This is a genomic window from Kitasatospora sp. NPDC002551 (assembly GCF_040296005.1).
Taxonomy (GTDB): Bacteria; Actinomycetota; Actinomycetes; order Streptomycetales; family Streptomycetaceae; genus Kitasatospora.
This window is the reverse complement of sequence record NZ_JBEOWI010000028.1, coordinates 48,609-66,701: the sequence shown is the minus strand read 5'-3', so window position 1 is coordinate 66,701 and position 18,093 is coordinate 48,609. Positions and strand designations below refer to the sequence as shown.

The following is an 18,093-nucleotide window of genomic DNA, read 5'->3' as shown; positions in this document are numbered from 1 at the left end:
GTCGAGCGGGTGGCGGAACGTCAGGCGCGGATCAGGCGGAGAAGTATCCGATCAGGTCGGCGACCACGTCGGTGCTGCCCCACTGGTTCGCGAACGACACCCGGCCGTCCACCACCGGAACCATCACCAGGGTCGAGACGACCTCGCCCGGCCGGTAGTTGATGTTCGAGGCGTCCGGCCGGTCCTGTCCGTGCGGGTAGACCGTCAGGAAGCTCCGGTTGGTCGGCCACACCACGGTGACGTTCATCAGCACCGAGGTCACCCCGCTCGCGGGCACGCCCTCGACGCCGGCCACCCGCAGGCTGACCACGTCGCCGTCCCCGCCGAGGGCGCCGATCCGGGCACCCTCACCGCTGCGGGTGTCCATCAGCCGCACCAGGTTGGACGGCGTGTAGGTGGCACCCGAGGCGCCGTAGTAGCCGACGACGTCGACGCCGAGGTCGATCTCGCCCCAGGCGTTGTACAGGTCGACCCTGCCGTCCGCCCCGACCGGGACGGTCACCAGGTTCGACACGTTCTGCCCGGCCGCGAAGTTCACGGCCGAGGCGTCGGGCACCGACCCGCCGTGCGGGTACGCGGTCACGTACCCGGTGCGGGTCGGGTTGACGGCCGTCACGCTCATCACGACCGCCGTCACCCCGTCGGCCGGGACCCCGGCCACACCGGTCACCTTGAGCGGCACCACGCCGCCCCAGCCGACCCGGCCGGCCGGCGCGCCGACACCGAGCACGGTGTTCAGGATGCGGGTCGGCGACACCGGGCTCAGCAGCGAGCCCTGGGTGGTGCTGTCGGTGTAGTAGCCGACCACGTCCACGCCGAGGTCCACCTCGCCCCACGCGTTGCGCAGGTCGACCTTGCCGTCGGCCAGCGGCACCGTCACCAGGTTGGTGACGTTCTGCCCGGCGGCGAAGCTCACCGTCGGCAGGTCCGGCACCTTCTGGCCGCTCGGGTACGCCGAGACGGCGCTGTTGCGGGTCGGATTGACGGCGGTCACGTTCATCACGACCGCGGTCGCGCCGGTGGCCGGCACCCCGCCCGCTCCGGCGACCTGGAGCGACACCACGCCGCCCTGGCCGACCCGGCCGGCCGGCGCGCCGACGCCCAGCACGGTGTTCAGGATCCGCGAGGGCGACACCGGCACGAACCGGCCCTTGCTCGCGGCCGGCGCGGGCGTCACGGTGAACGCCTTGGCCAGGGTGATGCCGATGCCCCCGTCGTCGAGCACCACGTCGTACACCCCCGGCTGGAGGCTGTAGGCGTCGAACAGGACGTGTGCCTCGGTGCCCTGGGGGTTGACCGAGAGCGGCCTGAAGTCGTACTGGGAGGACGTCACGCTGCCCCGCAGCCGCAGCTTGCTGCCCAGGGTGAGGCCGTTGCCGCGGACCGTGACCTGGGTCTGCGTCCCGGCGGCGCCGGTGGCGGGGCCGACCGAGGTCAGCATGAGGGGGTTCGGCGGGCAACTGTTGGAGTACGAGCGGTCGCACACCCCTTGCATGGTGTACTCGACCGGGGTCGCCCCCCGGCTGGGGGAGACCAGGAAGACGGCCTGCCCCGCGGTGGCACCGGAGTAGGCGTTGCACACGCCGCCGAACTCGCCGGAGTTCATGTTGCAGGTGTAGGTGGGGGTGTACTCGTCCCACTTCGCCGGCCCCGCGAGGTGGACGGTGGGCCGGTCCCCCGACGTCGGGGCGGCCGTGCCGAAGACCTTGAAGGACTGCGACGGCTTCATGTCGACCACCGCGCAGTACCCCGTGGACGACTCCGTGAACAGCCCGCCGCGCAGCGAGAAGCCCTCCACCGAGATCGGGTTCGCGGTGCACTCCGGTGCCCAGCCGTCCGCGGTCCCGACCCGCCAGGTGTCCACGTTCGCGCGGGCCGAGCCGCTGCCCTTGTGGCCGACCGCGAGCACGACCAGCGTGTACGAGGTCGAACCGGTGACCTTGCAGCTGTAGCCGAACTGGACGCAGACCGTCCGGCCGCTGCTGTCGGCCACCTGGAGCTGCACGGTCGGGTCGTAGCGGCCGGCGGCCGACCGGGCGCTCAGCCAGAGCCGGTCGGTGGCGGCGGCGGTGACCCGGATGCAGCGGGCGTCCAGCGCCGACGTCAGGGCCAGCGGGAGCGACCGGCCGCCGACCGTGGTGGCGTTCGGCGCGAGGCAGTTCGCGGTCGGCGAGATGTCCCGCCGGGCCAGCTTGTAGGTCTCGCCGTACGCGCCCCCCAGCAGCGTCGTGTAGGGCGTACCGGCGGTGAAGGCACAGGTGAAGGCGCTGCCCTCGCAGACCACGTTGCCCTGCGGGTCGACCACCCTCAGCGAGGCCCCGCCGGTGTTGGTGGAGTTCGTGTAGTCGACGGACTCGGCGGTGCTGTGCTGGTCGGCCGGCAGGGCGAGGCAGGTCTGCGGCGCGGCCTCGGTGGGCGTGACCTCCACGCCCCAGCCGCCGTCGAAGGCGCTGCGGGGCCAGGCCGTGCAGCCCGCCGTGTCACCGGTGCGGTGGACCAGCAGCCGGTACGACTCGGTCGGCACACCGGTCGGCAGGACGCGGAAGGGCGCCGTCCCGGTCAGCTTGCAGATCGTGCTGTAGTACGCGTAGGGGTTCTCGCACTGCTTGGCCCCCGCCGCGTCGAGCACCGTGAAACCGGCCGCGGCCATCTCGTTCGGCGGCCGGTTGAGCAGGTAGAGGCCGGTGCCGGTGGCGGTGGGCAGAAGGAGGCAGGACGCCTGCCCCGAGGTGCCGAAGGAGCCGGTGACCGGGCCGGACACCAGTCCGGTGTCACCGGTCGCCGTGCAGCCCCTGGTCTCCCGGCCCGAACGCAGGACCAGGCCGAAGCCCTGGTCGGCGGGGGTCCGGGGGTCGACCACCCAGGTGTGGTCGCCGGGGGACAGCTCGCAGGTGTAGTCCTGGGTGCAGCCGGCGTTCACCCAGCTCCCGTCGGGCGCGAACAGCTCGCCGGTGAGCCCGGGGCCGGCCGCGGTGACGGCGGCGAGGTAGTACCGGTCCTTCTCCGTGATGCGCAGCGTGCGGCAGCGGGCGGTCTGGTTCAGGTCCGGCGAGGTGCCGTAGGCCTGCGGTTCCACGACCACGCAGTCCTGTCGGCCGGCGAACCGCGTCATGGTGAGGTCGTACCCCTGCGGCGGGTTGTAGTAGCCCTCCCGCACCGTGACCCGGAACGGCGCCTGGCCGACCAGCGTGCAATCCCACCAGTTGGAGTGCGGATTGCCGCTGTACGGGGAACAGGCCTGCTGGCCGGTGGCGTCGTAGACGGCCCGGTCGACGGAGTTGGTGACGTACGTGCGAAGCCGGTCTCCGGCCGCGAGGCCCTCGGCGAGGTAGCAGTCGCCGGCGGAGCCGGTCGGCAGCACGCTGTGGAGCACGGCCGGTGCGGCGAGGGAGAGGTCGGCCGCGCTCACCGTCCGGCAGGCTCCGGGCGCGAGCAGCGTCCGGTAGGCGATTGAGAGGTTGCCCGGCAGGCCGTACTCCTGCGTGACCTGGAGCGTGTGGGTGCCCGCCTGTGCGGTGGCGCAGCGCACCATCCCGCCGGACTGGTTCTCGCAGGTCTGCGCCGCGTTGTCCGGCCCGAGCAGGCTCCAGCGCGCCGGACCGCCGGACGTCAGGATCCGGGCGAACAGCACGTCCTGGGCCTGGGGCAGGGTGAGCGAGAACGACTGCGGCTTGCCCGGTTCGATCGCGCAGACGGCGACCGTGCCGGCGGTCAGGGCCTCCGGGCAGGGACCGGTCGGGTCGGCCTGCTGGAGCTCCCGGGCGGCGGCTGCGGCCTGGGCCTCGGGGTCCACCGGCGGCGGGACCGTCGGCCCGGCGGCGGGCGCCGCGCTCGGGGCGGCGGCCGGATCGGCCGCCGGGTTCGTGCCCGCGCCCGGCTGGGGCGAGGCGGTGGCCGCCGGCGGCGCCACGGCGGCGGCGGGGCCGGCCTGGCCCACCAGCGTGGCGAGGACGGCGAGCAACAGGGCGACCGGAGCGGCGGCGCCGGCTCTTCTTCGCCCGTGGCGTACGCGGCTGCCCGATGGCAGCGGCTTCATGGTTCCCCCAATGGGTGAGGCCCCGACTCGTATGACGATCACAGAGTTCGTAGGCAGGCGGAGTCTAGCGATCACCGCGGGCCGTGCCGAACGGGTATTCGCCGGGCTCCGGGCCGTCAGGAGCCCGCCTGCGCACACCTCTTGCACCGGCGCGTGTCACAGGACGGCGGGCTGTCCCGTCCCAGGGGGTGAAGCACCTGACGCACCGACGACCACGAGGGAGAACCACCATGGACGCGCGACTCGACTTCTTCGCCACCGGGACCGGCGGCCGGCTCGTCAAGAGCCTGATGACGCTGGGCCGGGAGCTCAAGGCCATGCCGCTGCCGGCCGCCACCCAGGAGCTGGTGGCGCTGCGGGTGAGCCAGATCAACGGCTGCGCCGTCTGCGTCGACATGCACACCAAGGACGCCGCCGCGGCGGGCGAGAGCGCGCTGCGGCTGAACCTGGTCGCGGCGTGGCGGGAGGCCACCGTCTACACCGACGCCGAGCGCGCCGCGCTCGCGCTCGCCGAGGAGGGCACCCGGGTGGCCGACGGGGCGGGCGGCGTCGGCGACGAGGTGTGGGCGCGGGCCGCCGCGCACTACGACGAGGACCAGCTGGCCGCCCTGGTCACGCTGATCTCGTTCATGAACCTGGCCAACCGGGCGAACATCATCACCCGGCAGCCCGCGGGCGGCTACGTGGCCGGGCAGTTCCACTGAGCGGCCCGCGCGTCCGATGATCGACAGCACGTCACCGTTCGAGGGGGAGGAAACCGGCGTGAGCAAGGTCGAGGAGTTCGAGGAGCTGCGGCCGCTGCTGTTCTCGATCGCCTACCGGATCCTGGGCAGCGTGGGCGAGGCCGAGGACGCCGTCCAGGAGGCCTGGCTGCGCTACGACGCTTCGCGGACGCAGCCGGTGTCGGTCAAGGCGTTCCTGTCCACCACGGTGACCAGGATCGCCATCGACGTGCTGCGCCTGGCCCGGGTCCGCCGGGAGGAGTACGTGGGGCCGTGGCTGCCCGAGCCGCTGCTCGCCGACCCCTACGCGGACCCGGCCCGGGCGGCCGAGCTGGCGGACTCGGTGTCGATGGCGGCCCTGCTGCTGCTGGAGCGGCTCAGTCCGCTGGAGCGGGCGGTGTTCGTGCTGCGCGAGGTGTTCGGGTTCGGCTTCGACGAGGTCGCCGCCGCGGTGGGCCGCTCCGAGGCGGCCTGCCGCCAGCTGGTGGTGCGGGCGCGCCGGCACATGCGGGACGGCCGGCCGCGCTTCGAGGCCGAGCGCAAGGAGCGTGACGAGCTCGCCGCGCGCTTCTTCGACGCCCTGAGCGAGGGCGACGTCGCCGGTCTCCAGGAGCTGCTGGCCGCCGACGTCACGATGGTCGGGGACGGCGGCGGCAAGACGCCGCAGCTGGCCCGGGCGGTGTCCGGCGCCGCGAACGTGGCCCGCCTGCTGGCGGCCGTGGTCCCGCTGATGGCCCGGATCGACGTGACCTTCGAGCCGCACGAGGTCAACGGCCAGCCCGGCGCGGTCTTCCGCGACCACGCCGGGCGGGTGCTGAACACCCTCGTGCTCGACGTCGCGGAGGGCCGGATCCAGACCGTCCGCTCCGTCATCAACCCGGACAAGCTCGCGCACCTCGGGCCGGTCGCCGACGCCTGGGCAGTCCACCACGCGCTCAGGCGGATCCGACGCGCCGGGGACTGATCCCCCCGCGCGCGCCGACGCCGACGGCCGGACCGGACCTCGGGATCAGGGGTGGGCGGGGAAGGTCGCCGGGTCGAGGACGGGCCCGCTCGGGACGAGAACGGGTCCGTTCGGGTCGGTGACGGGCCCGGTCGGGACGACCACGGGCCCGGTCGGGACGGAGACGGGATCGGCCGGGACGTAGTTCAGGTCACCGGGGAAGAAGATCTGCGCGCCGCGCACGAGGGTGGCCGGCGCGGAGAGACAGAGCTTCAGCTGGGTGAGGGCGAACGGCATGCCGCCGACCCAGTAGTTGACGTTGTACGAGGCCATGCACTGGTCGCGCCGCGTCAGCTGCAGCATCGACGGGTTCGACGGCAGGGTCTGGAAGTCGGGGGCGGGCACCTGCGCGACGTTCACGGGTCCGGGGTCGGTGGCGGGCCCCTGCGCGGCGTGTGCGGTTCCGGCGGCCAGCGCCAGCAGCGGGGCCAGGACGGCCCCGGTGGCCACCGCGGAGACCGATCGGCGAAGACTCATGGGAGGAACGCTCCTTCGGGAGATACGGAATCGGCGGCGCCCGGCACCCTCTCGGCGGCCGGCGCCATGGTCCGAATCCTCGCGCTCCCGGCCGGTACGGCGACATCCCAGGTTTCTGGGCCGTTTCCCGGCGCGACGCGTCACTCAGTCGCGGCCCCCGGTGATCCGCAGTCATTTGACTGATGCCGCCGCTCTCCCCACGACGGCAGTCTCGTCGTGCGGCGGGCCCCGGCCCCGGTGCCCGCCGCGCACGAGCACCGTCCCCCGCCTGCGCCACCGCCGCGGGCAGATCCGGAAAGCGAGTTCCACCGTGGCCCTCTCCTTCTTCAAGCCGGCGACCACCGCCGTCGCCGGCGTGCTCGCCGGGGCGGCACTGTTCCTCTCGGCGGCGCCGGCATCCGCCGCCAACCCGCCGTACGACGGCTGCCCGGCGTGGGCGCTCTGCCTCTACCAGGACGGCGGCGGCGCGGGGTCGAAGGCGATCGTCGTCCCGCCGTCCGCCGGCGGCGGGAGCGAGATCGTGCGCCTCACCAAGGTCCACTTCCTGAACGGGACCCTGGCCAACGACCAGGTGTCGTCCTGGCTGAACAACTCCCAGTGCCAGATCGAGTTCTGGGACGACCCCTACGGCGAGCTGCACCCGTCCCAGATCGACTTCACCCCGACCTGGAACTGGGGTGCGAAGGGCGACTACAACTTCAACACCAACGACTACCACCTCAACGACCGGCTGTCGGCCGTGCGCTTCTACTGCCCGTAGCGGCGGCCTCCCGTCCCCGACGCCCCCGGCCCCCGCTCCCCGCGAGGTGCCGGGGGCGTTCCCGTGCGCCCTCCCGGTGTGCCCCCCGGCCCGGGAGCCCCGCGACGACACCGAAACGAGATCCCATGAAACGCCTACGACCGGGGGCCGCGCTGCTCGCCGGCCTGCTGCTCCCCCTCACCCTCCCCGCGCTCTCCGCCGCGGCCCCCGCCGCCGACGCCGCCCCCGCACCGGCCACCGCCGTGACGGCCGGACCCGGCGCCGAGGGGCCGGACCTGACCTTCGCCAACCGCACGAGCCCGCCCGCCGGCATGCCGGACTGGTCGCGCGCGGGATTCCGGGGCGGCCAGGCGCTGCCCGGTAACGGCGACCTGACCGGGAACGCCGCCTGCCGCCTCACCCCGGACGTGCTCGCCACCACGTACGGCGTGCGGGCCGACGACGGCGCCGACGACACCACCGGCCTGCAGAAGGCCGTCGACGACATCAAGGCCACCTGCTCGCCGAACGCCAACTTCAACAGCCTCTCGCTGATCTCCCTCCCGGCCGGCCGGATCGACATCACCCGGCAGATCTACGTCGACGCCGACTACCTCGTCCTGCGCGGCCAGGGTTCGGGCACCGGCGGCACCCGCCTGGTGTTCCGCCCCGACGCCGACACCCGCTACGACACGCTGGTCAACGGCCGCTGGGACCAGGACAGCATGAAGGCCGGCAGCGGCAGCGACGTCGGCACCGGCGGCTGGATCTGGCCCGGGCGCGGCCTGTTCCGCGTCCAGACCCGCGACATCGCCGAGCGCTACCAGGACGACTGGGCGGCCGCCCCCGCCAACCGCAAGGACATCTTCGAGGGCAGCGTCAACCAGCACTGGGCCTCCGGCATCAAGGTCGCCGCCAAGGCGGCCGACCCCGGCTGGGCGGGCCGGCAGGGCCAGGACGTCGTGCAGCTGGACCCCAAGGCCGACATGAAGAGGTTCTCCCCGGGCGGCTACGTCTGGGTCGGCGCGGCCAACAGCGTCAAGTTCTACGAGCAGCAGGGCGTCTCCGACCGCAGCCAGATGGACAACCTCCACATGCGGCAGCAGATGTTCCGGGTCAACGCGATCGACGCCGCCGCGAAGACGGTCTCCCTGGACCGCCCGCTGGAGTGGGACCTGCCGGTCGACTCCACCTCGGACGGCTCCACCGCGCTCGGCGACAAGCCGTACGCCAGCAAGGTCACCCCGCTGAAGGTGGTGCAGGGCGTCGGCTTCGAGGACTTCGCCTTCACCCAGGACATGAACGGCCTGCCGAAGATCGGCGGCGGCACGTACAGCCTGACCCCCGCCCAGGCCGTGCACAACTACGGCAACATGGCGCCCGAGTACGCGATGCACGGCATCGTCTTCAAGTGGGCCGCCAACGACTGGGCGCGCGGGCTGAAGGCCGAGATGACCGGCTCGCACCCGATCGTCACCGAGGACGCGCGCAACGTCCAGATCGAGCGCAACAGCTTCGACGGCGCCTGGAACAAGGGCAAGGGCGGCAACGGCTACCTGCGCGGCAGCCGCGTCTGGGACTCGCTCTACGCCTACAACCTCAGCCGCAACCTGCGCCACTTCACCTTCCAGTGGTCGGCCAGCGGCAACGTCGCCTTCCGCAACGACCTCGACTCCGACCTCAACCTGCACGGCGGCTGGGAGCACAACAACCTCTTCGAGCAGAACACCCTGCGGGTCCCGTACGAGCACCGCTCGGGCAGCTGCGAGACCAACTGCGGCGGCGAGGGCGGCGAGGTCGACGAGGGGACGTGGTACCCGATCTGGTGGGCGGCCGGCCCCAAGGCGGTCAAGTGGTCCGGCTCCTCGGGCCCGCAGAACGTCTTCTACAACAACACGATGGTCAAGCAGACCACCCCGGGCGGCGCCTACCTGCCGTACGCGCCCTACGGCACCCAGTCCGGCACCGCCTTCCAGTTCGGCTCCGCCACCGGCGCACCGGGCCGGTTCCAGCCGCTCGCCCAGGGCGGCCAGACCATCCCCGACTGGGGCGGCCGGGAGACCCTCGACTACAGCGGCCAGGGCGTCGTCCCGACCGACGTCGGCAAGCGGCCGTCGCTGTTCCTGCGGGACACCGGCGGCGATCTCGACCCCCGCGCGAACAACCGCCGCACGATCGCCACCTGGAACATGCAGGGCGCGGGCACCAGCGGCGGGACGGGCGAGGACGCCGCCTCCTACGAGAGCAAGTACACGCTGGGAGTGAACCAGCTGGCGCGGCAGAACCGGGCCGACATCATCGCCCTCCAGGAGGCCGGCGCCCCGCCCAACGGCGCCACGTTCTCGCAGGACATCCCGCAGAACCCGCCGGTGTTCTTCGACTGGACCGCCTCCGCACCCCCGGTCCGCGAGTACCGGTACGGGGGAACGGCCGCCAGGCCCCAGGGCTACCTGTACTGGCTGCACACGGACACCAATGCCACCAGCCCGACGGGCCGGGTCAACCTGGCCATCATGACCCGCTACCAGGTCCCGCCCCAGAACGTGTACGTCGTCCAGGCAGGGTTGTACAGCGGCTCCGTCGGCCGGCCCGCGCTCGGCGTCAACGTCGACGGCGTCGTGTACTTCACGGTGCACGGCCTCTCGGGCAGCGGTGGCGACGACCCCGACCTGCTGCGCAACATCCGGACGCGGATGGCCACCGCCGGCCCCAACGGGACTCCGCTGCCCTGGATCGCCCTCGGCGACTACAACCGTGCGCCGCTGCCCCCGGCCGACCCGACCGCACCGGACACGTCGCTGGCCACCGCGGTCGCCGGCGAGTTCACGGTGCACTCCCCGGCGCTGCCGACCCATCCGACCCTCCGGCGTCTGGGCTCGAACACCCCCGACCGCGTCCTCGACTACGCGGCCGTTCCCGTGGGCAACGCGAATCCCACCGTCCTCGGAATCAACCGGGCCGGCGGCGTGCTGCTGTCGGACCACTATCCGGTCGTGATGGAGGTCGGCAATCTGCCGAACCCGCCGAGGTCCCAGTCGGTGACGGTGCCGGTACCGGGCTCCGCCGTGCTGCGCAACGCCGCCACCACCAACGTGGCCGCCCCCGGCAGCAGCACCCATGCGGTCAGCGACCAGCCGGTCAACCGGGCCGGCATCCTTTCGCAGGTGTTCAGCCTGTCGCCCGACCCGGAGTACAGCGGCTACTACCGCCTGTTCCACGCCAACGTGCCCTACGCCGGCCGCTACCTCGGCCAGGAGGGCGGAGCCCACGACGCGCGGACGGTGCTGTGGCCGAACCCGGCGCTCGACCAGCTCTGGCAGCCGGTCCCGCAGGGCGACGGCACCTGGATCCTGCAGAACTACGTCACCCGTCAGTTCCTCACGGACCTCGGCCCCGGCCTCGGCGTCGTGGGCCTCGACCGGAACGGCTCGGCCGCGCAGCGCTGGTTCCTCCAGGACCCCCAGGAGAGCACCGGGCTCACCGAGATCGTCGCGACGGACGCGGGCGGCTCGGCCCCGGCGCTCTCGGTCGACGATCTGGAGACCGCGCCCTACCCGGTCTACCTGGCCTCGGACTCGCACGGGGACCACCAGCGGTTCAGCACCATCTCCGCGGGACCGGACGGCGACGACAACTGCTTCTACCTCGTCTACGGCCGCCAGTACGTCAACTCCACGGCGGCCCACCCCGGGACTCCGCGGAACGGCGACTTCGTCACGATGGGCGACTACCGCTCCAACGACAACGGCTACCTGTGGTGCAAGACCGACGACGGCCCGAACGGGACGCTGCTGTCCAACTTCTCCAGCCCCTACGAACACCTCGACCTGACCCGCAGCACGCTGGTCAACACGGTCACCATCACCCTCCCCGGAGCCGCCACCGCCCGGCTCCACTGGCTCTTCCGCACGGTCACCCAGTGACCGGCGGCCGGTAGCCGCCGACGGCCCCCTGCGCCCGCGCGGGGGGCCGTTCCCCTGTCGGCCGTCACCCCGGCCGTGCACAATCAGCCGTATGACGATCGCCGCGGGCGCGCCACCCACGCACACCACGCCCGGCGGCCTCGCCCTGGGGTTCCTGACGGGCGGCGTGATCGGGGTGTCGCTGACCGCCTTCATCAGCGGGTGCGCCGTCGGGAAGGCGCCGCTGATCGTCACGGGGCTGGTTCTGCCCGCGGCCTACGGCCTGCTCCGCCACCTCTGCACGCTGCCGCGCCGCGCCCGTGAGAAGGCCGTCGTGCCGCGCACGGCGCTCGCGATGATCGAGAGCCTGGAGGCCCTCGGGGGCGACGCCAGTGACGTGCCGGTGCGGTTCGAACTGACCGTCGCTCCGGACGACGGGCCCGCGTACCGCGTCGAGTTCCGGCAGGGCATCAACCTCGTCGAGCTTCCCGACTACCGGCCGCGCGGGATCGTGGTGGTCGAGTACCAGCCGGAACGGCCGTGGAAGGTGCGGATCGTGAAACGGCCGACGCCGGCGTGGGAGGAACGGGCGGCCGGCGCGTACCTGGACTCGGCGCCCGGTCCGGCCATGACGGACGACGCCCCGCAGGGCTGCGCCGGCGGGGTCCTCACCCTGCTCGGCCTGCTGCTCGGCGCGGCCGCCGTGCTCCTGCTGTTCCGCGCCGACCTGTTCGGCCCCGACGCCGGCGGCGCCGCCCCGGAGCCGTCCGTCACCTCCTCGTCGTCGACGACCACCGTGACGTCGGCAACCGGTACGGTCGCCCTCGGTCCGGGCCGGTCCATGCTCGATCAGGGCGAACTGCGCAAGGCCGTCGAGTCGTTGACGCAGGACGGGGAGCAGCGCCAGGCACTCACCGTCGTCGTGCAGGAGCGCCTGCTGACGGTCGTCTTCTCCCCCACCGGCGTGCGGACCGCCGGGTTCGACCCGCTCGCGCTGCCCTTCGATCGCGTCGCCGCGCTGGTCGAGGAGGCCGGGGCCACCCTCGGCGCCGGCTCCCCGCGGAGCTGGCAGCTGACCGCCGACGGCGTCACCGGCCCGCTCACGCTCAGGGTCATGGTGACCGGCGACCGGGGCACGGGGGTCCTGGAGGCGGACGGCCAGGGCAACGTACTGCGGCGCAACGGCAGTTGACCAGTTGACCGGATCGGATCGGCCGGAGGAGAGCGGATGGGGTGGCACGGGTCGCTGCTGCTGTGGTGTGCGGTGTGGGGCGCGGCGGCCCTGCTCGGGTTCGGCATGTCGCTGGCCGGCCTGACCAAGGCGCAGCGGACGGTCCGGCTCACGGGGCGGATCGAGCGGGTGCGGACACCACGGCACGGCGGGTCGCGGCAGGGCGGGATATCGGTGGTGGTCTCCTACCGCGACCCGGCCTCCGGGCAGGAGGTCACCGTGACGAACGACGGCGAGCGCGGCGAGATGATCACCGCGGCGTGGGAGGGCCGGGAGATCGGGATCAGCCATCCGCGGGGCCGACCGCACGCCTACCGGTTCTCCAACGCCCCCGAGGAGCCCTCGCGCGGGCTGGGCCGGCCGAGCTGCGCGCTCTTCCTGGTCTACGTCGGGCTGGTGGTCCTCGCCGCGGTCGACCGGGGGTGGCCGTGGGCACTGATCGGTTCCGGCGGGCCGCTGGCGGTCCTCGGCGCCGTCCAGCTGCCCGGGGCGGTGCGCGCCAGGAACGACCGCCTCGGCCGGCTGGCCGCGATGGAGACCGTGCCGGGCCGGGTCATCGCGGTCCTCAAGGACGTCAGCGTCGACCAGGACGACGGCCACACCACGACCACGATCACCCCGGTCGTGTCGTTCACCACCCGCGAGGGCACCGCCGTCACGGCCCACTGCACGTCGCACCTCCCGGACCCCGCCGGCGCGTACGGCCGTGACGTCACGGTCCACTGCACGGCTGCCGACCCGGCCGACTTCACGCTGGACCGGGCGGCCGAGCAGCGCTCGGAGAAGTGGGCCGTGACCGTCCACGTCCTGGCGGTCGCCGTGCTCGCGGCGGTAGCCGTGGCGGGCGTGGTGTTCCTCCGGGCCTGAAGAACAGAACGGCCGGTCGATCCGAGGATCGACCGGCCGTTCTCTGTGTGCGCGAGGGGGGAGTTGAACCCCCACGCCCTTTCGGGCACTGGAACCTGAATCCAGCGCGTCTGCCTATTCCGCCACCCGCGCAACTGGGTGATGGGTAAATAGTAGCCCACCCTCGGGGGTGCTCCTAACCAACGGGGAGGGAGCCGTCCCGGAGGGAGGTGAGGAAGGACTGCCAGGAGGCGGAGGGGAAGAGGAGGACCGGCCCGGAGGGGTCCTTGGAGTCACGCACCGGAACGACGCCGGGGGTAGGGGACACGATGGCCACCTCTACGCACTCGCCCCCGTGATCTGCGCTGTAGCTGCTCGTCCGCCACACCGCCGCGCTGAGATCGACGCTCCTCATACCGGTACTCCTCCATCGCATCGGCGATCAGCGCCCGAGAGTCGCTCACCGAGAGTACGTGTCCGCGCAGCAGATCATAGTCACCCCGATGCTCGGCGACGACCGACGGCGAATCGCTGAAGTGCCCGCGATAGAGGCTCTCCGAGTAGAGCCACTCGCTGCCATCCGGCATCTCCATCAGGAACATTGACGTGGCGGGACGCCTGCACGGAACGCTACTGAAGGGCGCCACCTGAATGCTGATGTTGGGGCGCCGGCCAACCTCCAGCAGGTGTTCCATCTGGCGTCGCATCACATCCGGACCGCCGAAGGCACTACGGATCGCGCTCTCATCCAAAACGGCGATGTGCAACGGACCGTCGGGCCCGAGCAGCCGCTTCTGCCGACTCATGCGCGCGGTCACGCGCTCCTGGAGCAACGTCGGATTACCCCTGTCCATCCCGGCCCGGAACAGTGCGTGCGCGTAGTCCGCGCACTGCAACAAACCATTGACTCGAGCGTACTGGTACACCCGGATCGCCAGCGCCTCGCCCTCCAAGTCCACGTACTTCTGGAACCAGTCCGGGTGCTCCACGTCCGCCTGCCAGTCGACCCGCTTCCAGAGCAGGTGGAGCATGCCACCCGTCTGAAGGATCTCGTCGCAGGCCACGACGGTGTCGAGAGGCATGGGCCGGTGGCCGCCCTCGTACCGCGTCACCACGGTGCGGTCGCAGTGCAGGAGTTTCCCCAACGCCTCCTGGGTGAGGCCCGCCCGCTCCCGGGCGAACCGCAACGCCTCGCCGAACAGCTTCGCCGGGCTTGCCGTCGGTCCCGCGTCCGCCTTCCGATGTGACACGTCCGCCACCCCTCTTGTGCGCTGGGCTGCTGCACTACGAATTTGGTCGCCACCGTACCCGGGATCCCCGATCATTGATGTCGGAACGGAGTTATTCGCTTGCACAGCGTGATTCCCGCGCCCATTCGCGCGCCCGTTCCATCCCCCCTCACCCCCGGAGGTCCCCATGCCCTGTCGCCGGCCGCGCGAGTTCGCCACCCGACTCACTCCCCGGACCGAATCCACCCCCCTCGCCCGCGCCATCCTCCGCGCCTATCTCGCCGGGATGCCGCAGGGCCAACGGTACGCCGACATCGGCGAGTTGCTGCTCGGCGAGCTCTTCGCCAATGCCGTCCGGCACAGCGCCGCGCCACCGGACCGGCTCATCGAGATCCGCTTCGCCGTCATCGCCGACCGTCTCCGCCTCGAAGTCCACGACGCCGGCACCGGCCGCCCCACCCTCCAGCCCACCGTCTCCCCCGAAGCCGAACACGGCCGGGGCCTCCTCCTCGTCGAAGAACTCGCCGAACGCTGGGGCTGCTGCCCCCGCGCCGCCGGCATCGGCAAGTTCGTCTGGGCCCTGATCGCCCCCGCCCCCGGCTTCACCGACCTCACCTTCGGCCGGGCCCCGAAGCTCGTCACCGTCTGACACTCCCCCGGCGCACCCCCCTGGAGACCCTCATGCCGTCACAGCCCGGAAAGCCCATCCACCGCCCTCAAGTCGGAGAAGTCGTAGCCGACTTGGCCCGTGAGGGGCCGACCGGGAGGCCGACGGAGGGCATCTACATGGACATCATCAAAAGGAAGGTCTACCTCCGTTGCGAGGTGACTCACCTTGAGTGGACCACCAGGCCCGAGGACGTCCAGCCGCTGGACACGCCGCGCTTCGTCGCGGTCCAGCACCCGAGCCGGCCGCGCACCTCGGGAACGATCGGAGCGGTCACGTGAAGCACCGGAAGCCGCCGCGACTCGGCGTCATCGGACCGGCGGTGCATCTGGCCGTGGTCGTGGCCGGCGCGCTTGTCGCGCTGGCGGTCGGCTGGCCCATCGGGAACGGCCCTCTCGGACCGTGGCTCCTCGTCGTCTTCTTCGTCTTCGCGGCCGGCGCGGTCAGTGCTCTGCCGGTGTCGGACAAGTGGCTGCGCAGACGGGGAGCGGAGCCGTGACAGCCGGCTGCCGAGCGGTCGCCCCCATCCAATCCCCTGCCGTGCTACCGGCTGCCCCGGTAGCACGGCAGGACCAGCACCCGAAAGCGAGCCATGACGGACGAGATTCTTGCCAACCCGCCCGGCCGGCGGATCGGCCACCAGGCCCTCATCCTCAACCCCGCCGGCGCCGTCCTGCTGGTGGCCACCACGTACAAGCGCGGTCTGCTGCTTCCGGGCGGCAGCGCCGAACGGGGCGAGCTGCCGCACCTCGCCGCGCGGCGACACGTCGAGGTGGAGACCGGGCTCATCCTGCCGCTCCGGGATGTCCTCGCCGTCGACTACGTCGAGGCCTCGCGGTACCCCGAGGGACTGAACTTCGTCTACCACGGCGGGACCGTGACGGACGAGCAGGAGACGCGCGTCGGGCACCACCTCCCGCCGCCGGACCAGATCACCGACCTGTGCTGGATCGGCCGGTCCGAGCTGGGATCCGTGATGGCGCCGGACCAGCACCGGCGGGTCGAGCAGGCCTTGACGGCGCGTGACAGCGGTGCGTCCCTGCCCATGCTCCTGAGCGGCATCCGGGCCGCCTGACCGGGGCGCAGGGCCCCCCACCCCGTTCGGGTCCCGGGACCGGTCAGTCGACGGTCACCCCGCCGCGCCGCCGTCCGCGTCACGCACCGGCGGTGGCGGCCGCCTCCAGGGTGGCGCGCCAGAGGGGGCTGTCCACGTAGTGGTTGTCGTACAGCTCGGAGGAGTCCTTGATCTCCTGCGGGCTCGCCTCGCCGCGCATCACCCGGCCGAGCAGGCGCAGGTAGTCGAAGCGCGGCATGCCCGGGGTGAAGACGAACAGGACGTCGGCCCGCGAGCCGGGGGCCGCGGCGAAGGCGTGCGGGGTGTGCGGCGGGACGAGCAGGAGGTCGCCGGCGCCGAGCAACTCCACCTTGTCGTCCAGCAGGACCTGGAGCGAGCCGCCGATCACGAAGAACAGCTCGGAGGCCCGGGTGTGGAAGTGGGCCGGGGCACCGACCGCGCCCTCGGCGAAGGTGGAGCGGTAACTGGTGACCGGGCTGCCGTCGGTGCCGCAGTCGGCGAGCAGGGTCATCACGCTGCTCGGGTCGCTGGTGGTCTCGGCGGTGGCGGCGCGGGTCAGCAGCGGCTTGGCCTGGTTGGTGTTCACGATCGGTCTCCCCGTCTCGGGCGGTCCCGGCTCCCCTGCCGTGACCTTGTGATGATCACTCTAGGCAAGCCAGAGACCCGGGGAGAGGGGCATTTCCGGAGCGGAATCATGGGTCAATTCCCGCCCCGGAAACGCCCGAGGGCCGCACCCCGCAACGGCTGCGGGGTACGGCCCTCGGAGAAGCGCTGCCGTCAGGCGGCCAGCCGCTCCGCCGCCGCGTCCAGGCGGGCCAGGGTCCGCTCGCGGCCCAGCACCTCCAGCGACTCGAACAGCGGCAGGCCCACCGTGCGGCCGGTGACCGCGACCCGGATCGGCGCCTGCGCCTTGCCCAGCTTCAGCCCGTGCTCGGCGGCCACGGCCTCCAGCTCGGCCTTCAGCGCGGCGGCCTCGAAGGACTCCAGCGCGGCGAGCTTCTCGCGGGCGGTGCGCAGCAGGGCCAGCGCGACGTCGGCGTTCTTCATCGCCTTCGCCCAGGACTGCTCGTCCCGGACCGGCTCGGCCAGGAACAGGAAGTCGACCTGCTCGACGATCTCGCCCAGCACCGCGATCCGGGACTGCGCGAGCGGGGCCAGCTCGGCGAAGGCCGCGGCGTCGAAGGCTTCGGCCGGCCACGGGGCGCGGTCGGCGGCCAGGTACGGCGCGCAGGCGGCGGTGAAGGCGTCCACCGACAGGGCGCGGATGTACTCGCCGTTGAACGAGCGCAGCTTCTGCACGTCGAAGAAGGCGGAGGCGGCGTTCACGTCCGACACCCGGAACAGCTGCTCCAGCTCGGCGTACGGACGGATCTCGACGTCGTCCTTCGGGCCCCAGCCCAGCAGCATCAGGTAGTTCACCATCGCCTCGGGCAGGTAGCCCTCGGCGAGGTAGTCCTCCAGCGCGACCTTGTCGCGGCGCTTGGACAGCTTCTGCCGCTTCTCGTTGACGATCACCGGCAGGTGGGCCCAGACCGGCGGGGTGGCGCCGAGCGCCTCCCACAGCAGCTGCTGCTTCGGGGTGTTCGACAGGTGCTCCTCGCCGCGGATGACCTCCGTGACGCCCTGCTCCAGGTCGTCGACCACGTTGGCCAGCAGGAACACCGGGCTGCCGTCGCCGCGGGCGATCACGAAGTCCTCGATCGCGGAGTTCGGGAAGGCCGGCTCGCCGCGGATGAGGTCCACCACGACGGTGGTGCCCTCGTCCGGGGTGCGGAAGCGCAGCGCGCGGCCCTCCGCGTAGTCCAGGCCGCGGTCACGGCAGAAGCCGTCGTAGCCGGTCTGCGCGGAGCCGGAGCGCTCGGCGGCCTGCTCGCGGGTGCAGTCGCAGTAGTAGGCGCGGCCGGCCGCGTACAGCTTCTCGGCGGCGGCACGGTGGCTGTCGGCGTTGGCGGACTGGAAGTACGGGCCCTCGAAGCCCGGGTCGCCCTCGTGGATGCCGATCGCGGCGAGGGCGCTGATGATGCCCTCGGTCCACTCGGGCTTGTTGCGTGCGGCGTCGGTGTCCTCGATCCGCAGGACGAAGACACCGCCCTGCTGTCGTGCCGTCGCCCAGTTGTACAGCGCCGAGCGGGCACCTCCGACGTGGAACATGCCGGTGGGGCTCGG

General features: G+C 72.4%; 16 protein-coding genes and 1 tRNA gene. 10 read left to right on the top strand and 7 right to left on the bottom strand.

What is annotated here, in order from left to right; all coding sequences use genetic code 11:
* Positions 1-31: 31 nt before the first annotated feature.
* Positions 32-4,036: a hypothetical protein gene (locus ABT093_RS23195; protein ID WP_350567315.1), complete on the bottom strand. Its 4,005-nt coding sequence runs from the start codon at positions 4,034-4,036 to the stop codon at positions 32-34.
* A gap of 230 nt (positions 4,037-4,266) precedes the next feature.
* On the opposite strand from ABT093_RS23195, the gene ABT093_RS23190 reads away from it, so the two are divergent.
* Together ABT093_RS23190 and ABT093_RS23185 are read left to right on the top strand one after the other, a co-directional pair.
* Positions 4,267-4,740: a carboxymuconolactone decarboxylase family protein gene (locus tag ABT093_RS23190; protein ID WP_350567312.1), complete on the top strand. Its 474-nt coding sequence runs from the start codon at positions 4,267-4,269 to the stop codon at positions 4,738-4,740.
* 58 nt (positions 4,741-4,798) lie between these two features.
* Positions 4,799-5,722 carry an RNA polymerase sigma-70 factor gene (locus ABT093_RS23185; RefSeq protein ID WP_350567309.1) on the top strand — a complete coding sequence of 308 codons (924 nt, stop codon included), beginning with the start codon at positions 4,799-4,801 and terminating at the stop codon, positions 5,720-5,722.
* Positions 5,723-5,767: 45 nt separating this feature from the next.
* On the opposite strand, the gene ABT093_RS23180 is transcribed toward ABT093_RS23185, so the two are convergent.
* Positions 5,768-6,238: a hypothetical protein gene (locus ABT093_RS23180; protein WP_350567307.1), complete on the bottom strand. Its 471-nt coding sequence runs from the start codon at positions 6,236-6,238 to the stop codon at positions 5,768-5,770.
* A gap of 310 nt (positions 6,239-6,548) precedes the next feature.
* Between ABT093_RS23180 and ABT093_RS23175 the strand changes: the two genes are divergently transcribed.
* The 4 genes from ABT093_RS23175 to ABT093_RS23160 all read left to right on the top strand — a co-directional run bounded on the left by ABT093_RS23175 (position 6,549) and on the right by ABT093_RS23160 (position 12,977).
* Positions 6,549-6,998, top strand: a complete 450-nt coding sequence (locus ABT093_RS23175; protein WP_350567305.1) for a peptidase inhibitor family I36 protein — start codon at positions 6,549-6,551, stop codon at positions 6,996-6,998.
* Between the two features lie 125 nt (positions 6,999-7,123).
* The gene (locus ABT093_RS23170; RefSeq protein ID WP_350567302.1) at positions 7,124-10,900 is read left to right on the top strand and encodes an endonuclease/exonuclease/phosphatase family protein; all 3,777 of its coding nucleotides are present in this window, start codon (positions 7,124-7,126) and stop codon (positions 10,898-10,900) included.
* Positions 10,901-10,991: 91 nt separating this feature from the next.
* The gene (locus ABT093_RS23165; RefSeq protein ID WP_350567300.1) at positions 10,992-12,071 is read left to right on the top strand and encodes a hypothetical protein; all 1,080 of its coding nucleotides are present in this window, start codon (positions 10,992-10,994) and stop codon (positions 12,069-12,071) included.
* A gap of 36 nt (positions 12,072-12,107) precedes the next feature.
* A complete protein-coding gene (locus ABT093_RS23160; protein ID WP_350567298.1) occupies positions 12,108-12,977 on the top strand; it encodes a DUF3592 domain-containing protein in 870 nt (289 codons plus the stop codon).
* 48 nt (positions 12,978-13,025) lie between these two features.
* On the opposite strand, the gene ABT093_RS23155 is transcribed toward ABT093_RS23160, so the two are convergent.
* The 3 genes from ABT093_RS23155 to ABT093_RS23145 all read right to left on the bottom strand — a co-directional run bounded on the left by ABT093_RS23155 (position 13,026) and on the right by ABT093_RS23145 (position 14,206).
* A tRNA-Leu gene (locus ABT093_RS23155) sits at positions 13,026-13,109 on the bottom strand.
* A gap of 43 nt (positions 13,110-13,152) precedes the next feature.
* Positions 13,153-13,293 carry a DUF397 domain-containing protein gene (locus ABT093_RS23150; protein WP_350567295.1) on the bottom strand — a complete coding sequence of 47 codons (141 nt, stop codon included), beginning with the start codon at positions 13,291-13,293 and terminating at the stop codon, positions 13,153-13,155.
* Complete coding sequence (locus tag ABT093_RS23145) at positions 13,250-14,206, bottom strand: helix-turn-helix domain-containing protein (protein WP_350567292.1); 957 nt, start codon at positions 14,204-14,206, stop codon at positions 13,250-13,252. The genes ABT093_RS23150 and ABT093_RS23145 overlap by 44 nt, the downstream gene beginning before the upstream one ends.
* Before the next feature lie 166 nt (positions 14,207-14,372).
* Here ABT093_RS23145 and ABT093_RS23140 point away from each other — a divergent pair, with 166 nt between their 5' ends.
* The 4 genes from ABT093_RS23140 (at position 14,373) to ABT093_RS23125 (ending at position 15,927) form a co-directional block, all read left to right on the top strand.
* Positions 14,373-14,834 (top strand): ATP-binding protein, encoded by a 462-nt coding sequence (locus ABT093_RS23140; protein WP_350567290.1) that lies wholly within the window; start codon positions 14,373-14,375, stop codon positions 14,832-14,834.
* A 137-nt stretch (positions 14,835-14,971) separates the two neighbouring features.
* On the top strand, positions 14,972-15,133 hold the full coding sequence (locus ABT093_RS23135; protein WP_350567287.1) for a hypothetical protein: 162 nt from the start codon (positions 14,972-14,974) through the stop codon (positions 15,131-15,133).
* Complete coding sequence (locus ABT093_RS23130; RefSeq protein ID WP_350567284.1) at positions 15,130-15,351, top strand: hypothetical protein; 222 nt, start codon at positions 15,130-15,132, stop codon at positions 15,349-15,351. The genes ABT093_RS23135 and ABT093_RS23130 overlap by 4 nt, the downstream gene beginning before the upstream one ends.
* 93 nt (positions 15,352-15,444) lie before the next feature.
* Positions 15,445-15,927, top strand: coding sequence for an NUDIX domain-containing protein (locus ABT093_RS23125; RefSeq protein WP_350567282.1), 483 nt, complete (start codon positions 15,445-15,447; stop codon positions 15,925-15,927).
* Positions 15,928-16,006: 79 nt separating this feature from the next.
* On the opposite strand, the gene ABT093_RS23120 is transcribed toward ABT093_RS23125, so the two are convergent.
* Both ABT093_RS23120 and gltX read right to left on the bottom strand, forming a co-directional pair.
* Complete coding sequence (locus ABT093_RS23120) at positions 16,007-16,513, bottom strand: cupin domain-containing protein (RefSeq protein WP_350567279.1); 507 nt, start codon at positions 16,511-16,513, stop codon at positions 16,007-16,009.
* Positions 16,514-16,704: 191 nt separating this feature from the next.
* Positions 16,705-18,078: a glutamate--tRNA ligase gene (gene gltX / locus ABT093_RS23115; protein ID WP_350567417.1), complete on the bottom strand. Its 1,374-nt coding sequence runs from the start codon at positions 18,076-18,078 to the stop codon at positions 16,705-16,707.
* Between the last annotated feature and the right edge of the window lie 15 nt (positions 18,079-18,093).

Excerpts from the sequence above, each read along its gene's own strand:
- ABT093_RS23195 (WP_350567315.1), bottom strand. The coding sequence starts at position 4,036 with ATGAAGCCGCTGCCATCGGGCAGCCGCGTACGCCACGGGCGAAGAAGA.
- ABT093_RS23190 (WP_350567312.1), top strand. The coding sequence starts at position 4,267 with ATGGACGCGCGACTCGACTTCTTCGCCACCGGGACCGGCGGCCGGCTC.
- ABT093_RS23180 (WP_350567307.1), bottom strand. The coding sequence starts at position 6,238 with ATGAGTCTTCGCCGATCGGTCTCCGCGGTGGCCACCGGGGCCGTCCTG.
- ABT093_RS23170 (WP_350567302.1), top strand. The coding sequence starts at position 7,124 with ATGAAACGCCTACGACCGGGGGCCGCGCTGCTCGCCGGCCTGCTGCTC.
- ABT093_RS23165 (WP_350567300.1), top strand. The coding sequence starts at position 10,992 with ATGACGATCGCCGCGGGCGCGCCACCCACGCACACCACGCCCGGCGGC.
- ABT093_RS23160 (WP_350567298.1), top strand. The coding sequence starts at position 12,108 with ATGGGGTGGCACGGGTCGCTGCTGCTGTGGTGTGCGGTGTGGGGCGCG.
- ABT093_RS23140 (WP_350567290.1), top strand. The coding sequence starts at position 14,373 with ATGCCCTGTCGCCGGCCGCGCGAGTTCGCCACCCGACTCACTCCCCGG.
- ABT093_RS23135 (WP_350567287.1), top strand. The coding sequence starts at position 14,972 with ATGGACATCATCAAAAGGAAGGTCTACCTCCGTTGCGAGGTGACTCAC.
- ABT093_RS23125 (WP_350567282.1), top strand. The coding sequence starts at position 15,445 with ATGACGGACGAGATTCTTGCCAACCCGCCCGGCCGGCGGATCGGCCAC.
- gltX (WP_350567417.1), bottom strand. The coding sequence starts at position 18,078 with ATGTTCCACGTCGGAGGTGCCCGCTCGGCGCTGTACAACTGGGCGACG.